Source organism: Anabaena sp. CS-542/02 (assembly GCF_028331085.1).
Classification (GTDB): Bacteria; Cyanobacteriota; Cyanobacteriia; order Cyanobacteriales; family Nostocaceae; genus Anabaenopsis; species Anabaenopsis arnoldii.
Map to the genome: position 1 here is coordinate 1 of NZ_JAQMTM010000066.1, position 7367 is coordinate 7367.

6 protein-coding genes and 1 pseudogene are annotated in these 7367 nt (G+C 44.1%); 2 read left to right on the forward strand and 5 right to left on the reverse strand.

Features of this window, described 5'->3' with window-relative positions:
• Nucleotides 1–637 precede the first annotated feature (637 nt).
• Nucleotides 638–988 (forward strand): phospholipid-binding protein, encoded by a 351-nt coding sequence (locus PN447_RS06895; RefSeq protein WP_271761941.1) that lies wholly within the window; start codon nucleotides 638–640, stop codon nucleotides 986–988.
• Here the strand turns inward: PN447_RS06895 and PN447_RS06900 are convergent, their stop codons facing one another.
• The 4 genes from PN447_RS06900 to PN447_RS06915 form a co-directional block, all read right to left on the reverse strand.
• Nucleotides 989–1894: an alpha/beta fold hydrolase gene (locus tag PN447_RS06900; protein ID WP_271761943.1), complete on the reverse strand. Its 906-nt coding sequence runs from the start codon at nucleotides 1892–1894 to the stop codon at nucleotides 989–991.
• A 56-nt stretch (nucleotides 1895–1950) separates the two neighbouring features.
• Entirely contained in the window at nucleotides 1951–3237 is a 1287-nt protein-coding gene (ctpC, locus tag PN447_RS06905) for a carboxyl-terminal processing protease CtpC (RefSeq protein ID WP_271761944.1), read from the reverse strand.
• 165 nt (nucleotides 3238–3402) lie between these two features.
• The gene (ispG, locus tag PN447_RS06910; protein ID WP_271761945.1) at nucleotides 3403–4629 is read right to left on the reverse strand and encodes a (E)-4-hydroxy-3-methylbut-2-enyl-diphosphate synthase; all 1227 of its coding nucleotides are present in this window, start codon (nucleotides 4627–4629) and stop codon (nucleotides 3403–3405) included.
• Nucleotides 4630–4751: 122 nt separating this feature from the next.
• Nucleotides 4752–5630, reverse strand: coding sequence for a peptidoglycan DD-metalloendopeptidase family protein (locus tag PN447_RS06915; RefSeq protein WP_271761946.1), 879 nt, complete (start codon nucleotides 5628–5630; stop codon nucleotides 4752–4754).
• A gap of 275 nt (nucleotides 5631–5905) precedes the next feature.
• Between PN447_RS06915 and PN447_RS06920 the strand changes: the two are divergent.
• Nucleotides 5906–6781, forward strand: a pseudogene (locus PN447_RS06920) (trypsin-like peptidase domain-containing protein); the annotation flags it as partial.
• Nucleotides 6782–6823: 42 nt separating this feature from the next.
• Here the strand turns inward: PN447_RS06920 and PN447_RS06925 are convergent.
• Nucleotides 6824–7168, reverse strand: coding sequence for a DUF760 domain-containing protein (locus tag PN447_RS06925; RefSeq protein WP_271761947.1), 345 nt, complete (start codon nucleotides 7166–7168; stop codon nucleotides 6824–6826).
• Nucleotides 7169–7367 lie beyond the last annotated feature (199 nt).

Here is a 7367-nt window from a genome sequence, read left to right on the forward strand (position 1 = left end):
ATATTTCTCAAGTTAAGATTTACAAGAAAGACTACCGCTATCATTGCTTGGTTTTCGCGTTGGCAATAGTCTTAATTCAATACTTGATATCGTAGGATTATATATCAAGTGGGCGATTTTCTTAACTCACTTATGTCAATTCTTGTTAACATAAGTATAGTTTTGTCTATAAAATAGTCAGCTTAGGACTAGCTCCATGTAGACGCGTAGCGGCTTGCCGAAGGGAAGATTTTACCTATTCGGTGGGTGGGAATTAGAACTATGGAATAGAACCCCATATCTTCAATTGTCAAGGTATGGCTGACCCCACGCTACGCCATCAGATTGCCATTAGGCAGTTGGGTTTTTATACAGGTTGTTTACCTTTCGGTGTTAATATTAATATATCACAAGTTCCAGTGGCGTAAACGCTTTAAACAGCCTTCTCCCAAGGGGAGACGCTGGGCGAACATCCCCTGCCTCACGTAGGAAATACGGCGCAATGCGCCTCTTACTCACGGTTTTTCGGCATTTTTGTTATAAGATTAGTTTACTGTAGAGCAAAACAGTAAATATCTTTTCAACGACAGATGTAGATTATTGTCATGCTTTGATGATGGGAATAGAGTATTTAATAAACAATGGGAGAAAACCGCTTATGGGTTGGTTGAAAAGAATTTTTGGATTAGAGAAACCCCAAAACGCACGAGTAAATCCTCCGTCGCAGCAAGTACAGCCAAGTGCTTCTACTACCACATCAATTCCCCCAGAACGTTTAGGCTTGAATGGAGAATACGACCAGAGTGGTTTAGCCAAGCGTGTTGCATTGGCCTTTGATGAAGATTCCCAACTCGGAGATATTGATACTCTCTGGGTGGCTCAAACAGGTACTACTGTGGTGTTAAAAGGTCGGGTTCCCAGTCAGGATATCCTGAAAAAGATGGTTGCTGTAGCCCGTTCGGTTCATGGTGCGGCAGCTGTGAAGACTGATGATGTCACAGTTACGTAATTAGATGTGTCTGTTAACCCAATCTAGAATTACTTGATTGACTCTTTCTGGACATTCATCATGGGGACAATGGCCGACATGTTCTAAGTTGAGTACTTCTAGGTTCTCGTTATACTGAGTAAATTTCTGCGCCAGTATAGGGGGCACAAATCTATCTTTTTGTCCCCAAATTAGCAGCATTGGTGCTGTAATGCTGGGTAATATAGCTTTGACACTAGGACTAAAGTTAATAGCGATCGCAGCTCTAAACAAGGCCATAAAAGCACGAGGTGCGCCCCGGTCTTGGGGAGGCCCTGCTAAAATTTCTATTAGTTCATCGGTGATAGCTTCGGGTTTGGCGTAAGCCAGACTAGCCCAGCGACGTACAAAGCCGGGTTGACGCACCAAGTGAAATATAGGTTTGAGAAGCAAAGGGGAAGCAACTAATTTTTTAACTGCCATGACCACAGGTCGCATAACCGGCGGGATGGCTTCTTGTTCTAAAGATGGGTCAGGTAAACTCATCATGACTATACCTTTAACCATTTCTGGATGGGCGGCCGCAGCAGCTAAGGAAATCAGCGAACCGTTAGAATTACCGATTAATATGACTGGTTGACGGATAAATGCTTGCCAAAATTCATAGACCTGCTCTACCCACAGTTGTATACTATAATTTGCCGCAGCTTTTTTCGATGCACCAAACCCGAGCATATCGAGGGCATAGACTGTATGGTGTTGCCCTAATACTTCTAAGTTATGTCGCCAATGACCAATGGAAGCACCAAAACCATGGATCAGGATTAAGGGTGTAGTCTTTTGGGAATGTTTACTAGGTCGGATGTAAGTATAACGAGTTTGCCAGCCTCGCCACACCCAATCTCTTTGATTGCCAATTCGTTCTTGCCAGTGTACCCTATTGGTCACTTTTTCCTCCCACTCATCAAAGGAGTGCAGAAACTTACACCCCTTGAGTATCAAACTTACTTGGTTTCTAAACTCGTCATACCTCTAGCAGCAATTTCTTTACCCAATACTTCCACAGCTTTAGCGAATTGAGGGTCTGCTAGTGTAGCCAGTTTTTCACGTTGTCTCAACCACAATTCCTGACGCTGCTCATCAGATAATTCCACAGTCACGTCGGGAACCACCCCATGTTTATTAATATCTTTACCACTGGGAGTATGATATTTAGCAATTGTCACCGCTAAACCTGAGCCATCTTCTAAAGGACGCACTGATTGCACTAAACCTTTACCGAAAGTTTGAGATCCCACCAAAACAGCACGTTTATTGTCCTGCAAGGCTCCTGAGAGAATTTCACTGGCGCTCGCCGATCCTTTATCAACTAAAATCACCAAAGGTTTATCAGTTAAAGCACGTCCCCTCGCCACTTCCCGCTCCTGTTCACCCCCACGGTCAATAGTGGAGACAATAGTACCTCTATCTAGCCACATGCGAGCAATTTCTACACTGGAGTAGAGTAACCCGCCGGGGTTACCACGTAGATCTAAAATATATCCGTTAACCCGTTGCCTTTCTAAATCCCTAATAGCGCTTTGCATTTCCCGGCTAGCATTGGCGCTGAACTGATTCAGTCGAATGTAACCTAAGTTACCTATAGGAGTTTGCTGTCTAGAATATTTAACTGGATGAATTTCAATGCGAGCCCGTGTGATCTCAAACTGTTTGGCTTTACCATCCCGTTCAATTGTCAGATTGACTTTCGTTCCCGGCTCACCACGAATTAGGGATACTGCTTGGTTAGTATCCATACCCTCGGTACTTTGACCATTAATTGTCTTAATCACATCCTTAGCCAAAATGCCGGCCTTAAATGCGGGTGTATCATCAATGGGGGAAATTACCACAATCTGCTTGGTTTCTTCATCTTGACTAATTGTGATACCAATACCTGTCAGTTCCCCTGAAGTGTCCACTTGCATATTCTTGAACTCTTCAGGATCCATAAACCGGGTGTAGGGATCATCTAGCCGTTTGAGCATTTCCCGGATGGATGTATAGGCATCTTCCTGACTAGTGTACTCTTTGCTCAAGTACTCCTTCCGCACAGCCAGCCAATCAACTTGATTAAAAGTCTCGTCTACATATTGGCGTTGGACAATTTGCCAAACCTCGTCTACCAATTCTTTGGGACTTGCTTTAAATAAAGCCTGACCTCGGGAGTGAATGCCAAGGCTAGTAACAGCAATGGTGGAAAGCGTCACCGCCGTAGCACCCAAAACAAGTCTACTTTTTGTAATCACCATAATGACAGCTGCGTCAGAGGGAGGAATGTATAGTCAGTATGCCCAATCTAACACAGGGTTGCACTGTAGAGACCAGGCATGTGTTACTAATTTCATTAAATTACTTGACAATCCGGGGCGACTGGGCGTTGAGGAAAGGAGAAATTTTCCCCAATACCCACCTGTTCAAGGTTCTACCCAACGTCCATCTGCCTTAATCAGGTTAATCAATTCCTCTACACCTTGTGCTTCAGGGACTTTTTTAATTTCTTCTCGACCACGATATAAAGAAATGTAACCGGGTGTTTTACCAACATAACCATAGTCGGCATCTGCCATTTCTCCAAGACCGTTGACAATGCAACCCATAACTGCTATGTCCAACCCAGTTAAATGTTTGGTAGCTTCCCGGACTTGGTGTAAAACTTCCTCTAAATTAAATAAAGTCCGCCCACAAGAAGGACAAGCAACATACTCCACCATTGTTTTGCGCAATCCTAAAGCTTGCAGAATGCTGTAACAAACGGGAATTTCCTTTTCTGGTGCTTCTGTGAGTGATACGCGGATTGTATCGCCAATACCATCACTTAGTAATGTAGCAATGCCCGCAGTGGATTTAATCCGTCCATATTCGCCATCCCCAGCTTCTGTCACACCCAAATGTAGGGGATAATCCATACCTAGGTCATCCATGCGCTTGGCCATGAGACGATAGGCGGCTAGCATCACCGGAACCCGTGAGGCTTTCATGGAAATTACTAGGTTACGGAAATCTAAGGCTTCACAAATGCGAATAAATTCTAAGGCAGATTCTACCATGCCTTCTGGGGTGTCCCCGTAGGTAAATAGCATCCTTTCCGCCAGCGAACCATGATTTACCCCAATTCGCATGGCTTTACCTTGATCTCGCAGGGAAACTACTAAAGGTTCTAGGGTTTCACGGATTTTTTCGCCAATTTCTTCAAATTCGCTGTTGGTATATTCGGTTCTATTGGAGTTTGGTTTCTCAAACACATATAATCCCGGATTTATCCGTACTTTTTCAATGTGCTTGGCGACTTCCAAGGCAATTTTCATGCCATTGTGATGCACATCGGCTACAATTGGCACGTCTTGGTAAGTTTGAATTAATCTTTTTTTTATCTCCGCCATCACTTTGGCATGAGCCATACTGGGTACTGTGACCCGGACAATTTCACAACCAATTTCGTGTAAACGACGAATAGCCGCTACGGAACCATCTATATCCAGGGTATCCTCGTTAATCATAGACTGCACTACTACTGGGTAGTTACCCCCAATGGTGACATTTCCCACCTTGACGGGACGAGTTTTACGCCGCTTAATGTTAGTATCAAAAATGCCTTGATTTGCTGTCTTGTCAACGGTTGTAAGATTTGGCAGAGTTTGCATAACCTAATGAGGTAAATTGACTGTAGTTAAAATATCAGATTAAAGGTCTCTGTATCTCAGATTGCCACAGTTAGACCCTTTTTGGTCAGTAAAATTGATTTGTCTGACGATGAACAACAGGTTCATGGCCTGTTCCTCAAATAACCTTGGGGGTCTTTCGCTACCCAACCTAAATCGGAATTAGAACGGATTTCAAAATGCAAGTGTGGTTGCCTGACAGTCGGCTCCCCAGTCGTGCCTACGGTTCCCAATAAGTCGCCTTGATTAACTTTTTGACCTAAAGAAACCTGAATATCACCAAGATGACCGTAACGGCTTTGGATACCGCCAGCGTGGTTAATGATCACTAATTGGCCATAAGTACCCTGTGGTTGAGCAAACACTATAGTTCCCGGAGCGATCGCTTGTACAGGAGTACCTACAGCAGCTAACAAGTCCACGCCACTATGAAAAAACACTTCACCAGTGGTAGGATTAATCTGCCAGCCATAAGGAAATATCACAGTTGTGACTGACTGTAAAGGATAGCCACTAATAGATATAGGCTCTGTAGACCCGTTAGAGTCAGTTATAGGGCGGGGTGCTGACCCATTTACCCCGGGAACAAATACAATTCTGGGGTCTTGTTGGCAACCATTGATTTCAAACAGGGTATCAGCGCGAACCTCATATTTTTCCGCCACCTGGCGCCAATTTTGTCCCCTAGGTACTTGTACAACAATGCCATTGTAGGGAGGAATTTGCAAATTGCTCCCTACATTCGGCTTTCCGGTTCTCAGAGCCGGATTCATTTCGATGACTGTTGCTGATGTGAGATTGTATCGCTGTGCTATGCTCTCCACAGTTTCACCACGATTAACTTGATGGCGCACGAAACGAGATAATGCCGGAGTTGGACAACTGGGGGCTGCATGAGCAGTGTTTGAGCTTACAGGGGTGGATGTTAAACCCATAGCACCAAGTAGGCTATATAGCAAAACTAGACGATAAGGAAAAGTCATAAGATCAAAGTCAAGCGATCGCTAAGTTTAGATTTTAGTGGGGGAATGGGGGTGTGGACAGGTATAGCAAAAGTCAAAAGTCAAATCCTGACTATGAGAATTTTGTCATGTCCTAAGTGCCCTGTAGCTTATTGTCGTTTTATCTGTGAAATTATCTGTTAACTTGTCCATTGCTTGACTACACTGAGAAGTTAGCGAATCCACTGTTTTCTTGAAACCTCTTGACAATCCCACGTCTAAAGACGCGCTCGTTTCCACATATCTGACAAGGTTTTATGAATTTATCCTTAAAACAGCTAAGTATTTATCTATCTTTACTCACAATTGGTACCGGTGCGGGGGTGTTCGGTAGTCGTTATCTTGTACCACATAACCCCTATTTTCAAGAGTTACGCAATGTAACGGCACCCTTACCTTCAGAGTCTGTGGTTCCTCATCGGTTGGGGAGAGCCATGGGCACTACTGGGGGTGATAACCTGAATTTTATTGCTACGGCAGTACAAAAAGTCGGACCTGCAGTAGTACGTATTAATGCTACCCGCAAAGTTGCTAACCCCATCTCAGATGTTTTAAAAAATCCCCTCTTACGTCGATTTTTTGGCGAAGATGAACAACCAATTCCCAAAGAACGCATTGAGCGCGGTACAGGTTCGGGATTTATTTTAAGCGAAAATGGCCTATTGCTGACTAATGCTCATGTGGTGGCAGATACAGATACTGTGCAGGTCACTCTCAAAGATGGTCGAACTTTTCAGGGGCGGGTACTGGGAGTTGATCTGACTACAGATCTCGCAGTGGTGAAAATTCCCGAAAATAAATTGCCCACGGTTAAGTTAGGCAATTCACAAAAATTAATCCCCGGACAATGGGCGATCGCTATTGGCAATCCTTTGGGGTTAGATAATACTGTCACTATCGGCATTATCAGCGCTACGGGGCGCACCAGCGCTCAAGTTGGCGTCCCAGATAAGCAAGTCAGCTTTATCCAAACTGATGCAGCTATTAACCCCGGTAACTCTGGCGGTCCTTTGTTAAATGCCCACGGTGAGGTTATTGGTGTTAACACTGCTATCCGCGCCGATGCTCAAGGTTTGGGCTTTGCTATCCCCATTGAAACTGCTACGCGTATTGCTAATCAACTATATAATCAAGCCATATCAAGTGATACTCCGAAAAAATTGCCCGATTGACAATTAACTATTAGACAAATTCTCTAACTGCATCCTTTGCTCCATCTGGCGGAGAAAGTATCCTGTCATCATGGCCGATGAGAGAAGCCCCGCTAAGTTCTCCTTATCTGTGGTAATTTGCACGTTAAAGTTTTCCAGGGGGAGCATTCCCACTAGTCCTTGGACGTTTTGGGAGATTATGTGTTTAATTTCCGGGCTGACGGACTGAGCGACACGGGCTAGAACTTCAGGAGGCTGATGTTGTAAATATTTGAGTAACTGATTCGGATTTTCGTCGAAGTGGTCATTGAGAAGCTGATTGGAGTTTTCCTCGGAATTGTCATTCAAAAAGTCAGGGTCAAACACCATTGGCAAATTTGAGCTTAGTTGCTGATTCTAGTGTGACATACTTCTACAGTTTGACATAGCTGCTATATAAAACCTAGACAAAGCTAGACTTTACTTTCTACTTCAACGGGAGCATGGGAGCGGTTATCCCTTAGTAGACTTGCACGCCTTAGCCAGACGCGATATTTCTCAAGTTAAGATTTACAAGAAAGACTACCGC

Bases quoted from the DNA above. Each gene is read 5' to 3' on its own strand.
- PN447_RS06895 (WP_271761941.1), top strand. From the start codon at position 638: ATGGGTTGGTTGAAAAGAATTTTTGGATTAGAGAAACCCCAAAACGCA.
- ctpC (WP_271761944.1), bottom strand. From the start codon at position 3,237: ATGGTGATTACAAAAAGTAGACTTGTTTTGGGTGCTACGGCGGTGACG.
- ispG (WP_271761945.1), bottom strand. From the start codon at position 4,629: ATGCAAACTCTGCCAAATCTTACAACCGTTGACAAGACAGCAAATCAA.
- PN447_RS06915 (WP_271761946.1), bottom strand. From the start codon at position 5,630: ATGACTTTTCCTTATCGTCTAGTTTTGCTATATAGCCTACTTGGTGCT.
- PN447_RS06925 (WP_271761947.1), bottom strand. From the start codon at position 7,168: ATGGTGTTTGACCCTGACTTTTTGAATGACAATTCCGAGGAAAACTCC.